This window comes from Mesorhizobium sp. M0898, assembly GCF_040319695.1.
In the GTDB taxonomy this organism is placed as follows: domain Bacteria; phylum Pseudomonadota; class Alphaproteobacteria; order Rhizobiales; family Rhizobiaceae; genus Mesorhizobium.
On record NZ_JAMYOE010000117.1, the window covers coordinates 1 to 1,777 of the forward strand.

A 1,777-nucleotide genomic window follows, 5' to 3' on the forward strand; every position below is an offset into this window, starting at 1 on the left:
TGGCCTTGGCAAGCCCCAGAACACCCGCCTTGGCAGCCGAATAGTGCGGGCCACCGAAGATGCCGCCGCCGCGCTGGGCCGAAACTGACGACATGCAGATGATCGAGCCGCCGCCATTTTCGCGCATGTTCGGGATGAATGCCTGGCTGAGATGGAGCACGCCGCGTAGGTTGACATCGAGGATGCGGTCCCAGTCAGCCGCGCTGATCTCCAGCGTCTTGACCGGCTGCGTGACGCCCGCATTGTTGCAGAGCACATCGATCCTGCCCAAGGTTTCTGTCACTTGCGCCGCCGCCCTCTTGCAGGCGTCGAGGTCCGCGACGTTGCACGCAAGGCCGATATGGTCGGGTCCAAGCGACGCAGCGGCGTCACGCGCTTGCCCGTCATCGAGGTCGAGTATTGCAACGCGAGCCCCGTGCTGTACCATCAGCGCTGCCGTGGAGCGGCCAATTCCCCGGGGGCCCGCGGCCCCCGAAATCACCACGGCCTTGCCCTTCAGCAACAAGTCGAACTCTCCTGCTATTTCTGTTTGCCGGTGATCTAAAGTCGGTAGAACCGGGCTGCGTTGTCATGGAACAGCGCGAGCCGCTCCTCGTGCGGGTGGGCGATCGTAATTTCCTTGAAGGCGTTCAAAATGGCGTCGAAGCTCGAGAACAGCTTGTCGACGGGGAAGTTCGTCGCGAACATCGAGCGGCCGACGCCGAAGGCTGCGATCGCCTCCTCGACATAAGGACGGATCGAGAACGTGGTCCAAGTCCAGTCGCCCATGCCGAGGCCCGAGATCCAGGCGACGTTCGGCGCTTGCGCTAACTGGTGCATGCCTTTTTTCCAGGCGCCAAAATGCTCGGCGCCGTCGACCTGCATGCCGGTGTGATTGAGAATGATCTGCACGTCGGGAAAGTCGCGCGCCAGTTCGAGGAACTCGCTCATCTGCGGATAGTAGAGCTGCGGGTCGAAGCTCAGCCCGCGCTTCGCCAGCTCCCGGAAGCCGCGCCGCCATTCGGGCGTACGACTGACCTCCGGCCGCGCCAGATAGGTCTTGGCGGGGTCGGGATGATAATTCATCGGCTGCCGCATGCCGCGGAAGTTCGGATATTCCATGTGGCGGTCGAGGAGGTCGCCGACGTCGGGTTGGGACAGGTCGGCATAGCCGACGATGCCATGCGGAAAGCCTCGCTTGTTGGCGATCTCCTGCAGCCAGCGCGTTTCCCCAACCGGATCGCCGGGATCGAGAAGCAGCACTTCGGCTCCGGTGGAAAGGGGACGAGCGATCTGGACGATCTGGCCTTCGTGGAGGGACAATTTGCGTGCCGGCATTATCGATGATCGCTTCGCCGATCGCTGGGTCGATCAGCTGGAGCGCTCCGAGCGCAGTTTCGCGCGTGCGGCGACGGCTGATCTGCCACCAGCCCGACCTCGCATGCACAATGCCGATGTTTTCCGCGACCGGACAGCTCGGGCAACAGCGCCAGCTCCTGATGCACCACCGCGATGATCGGGCTGTTGTGGTCGGCCTTCGACGAGGCGAAGCCAATCTCGCCGGCTTCGCGAGAGGTCAGCCCTGTGACGATGCGGATGAGAGTGCTTTTGCCGGCGCCGTTGCCGCCCAGGAGCGCGTGGATTTCGTCGGCCCGGACCTGAAAACTCACACCCCGCAGGACACGGGTTGCGTCATAACTCTTCTCGATATTGGCAGCTTCGATCAGGGGCTTCCTGGTCAATACCTGTCCAACTCCCGGCACGTTGCCGGCGCTACCCAAGCTTTGGGTTGAACTCG

3 protein-coding genes are annotated in these 1,777 nt (G+C 63.0%); all 3 read right to left on the minus strand.

Features of this window, described 5'->3' with window-relative positions; genetic code table 11:
* Positions 1–505: SDR family NAD(P)-dependent oxidoreductase (locus NKH90_RS34450; RefSeq protein ID WP_352823745.1), on the minus strand; the 505-nt coding region annotated here is incomplete at its 3' end.
* A gap of 35 nt (positions 506–540) precedes the next feature.
* Positions 541–1,317 (minus strand): amidohydrolase family protein, encoded by a 777-nt coding sequence (locus NKH90_RS34455; protein ID WP_352823748.1) that lies wholly within the window; start codon positions 1,315–1,317, stop codon positions 541–543.
* Positions 1,317–1,777, minus strand: a 461-nt coding sequence (locus NKH90_RS34460; RefSeq protein ID WP_352823751.1) for an ATP-binding cassette domain-containing protein, incomplete at its 5' end; no start/stop codon positions are given. The genes NKH90_RS34460 and NKH90_RS34455, both read right to left, overlap by 1 nt.

Excerpts from the sequence above, each read along its gene's own strand:
- NKH90_RS34455 (WP_352823748.1), bottom strand. The coding sequence starts at position 1,317 with ATGCCGGCACGCAAATTGTCCCTCCACGAAGGCCAGATCGTCCAGATC.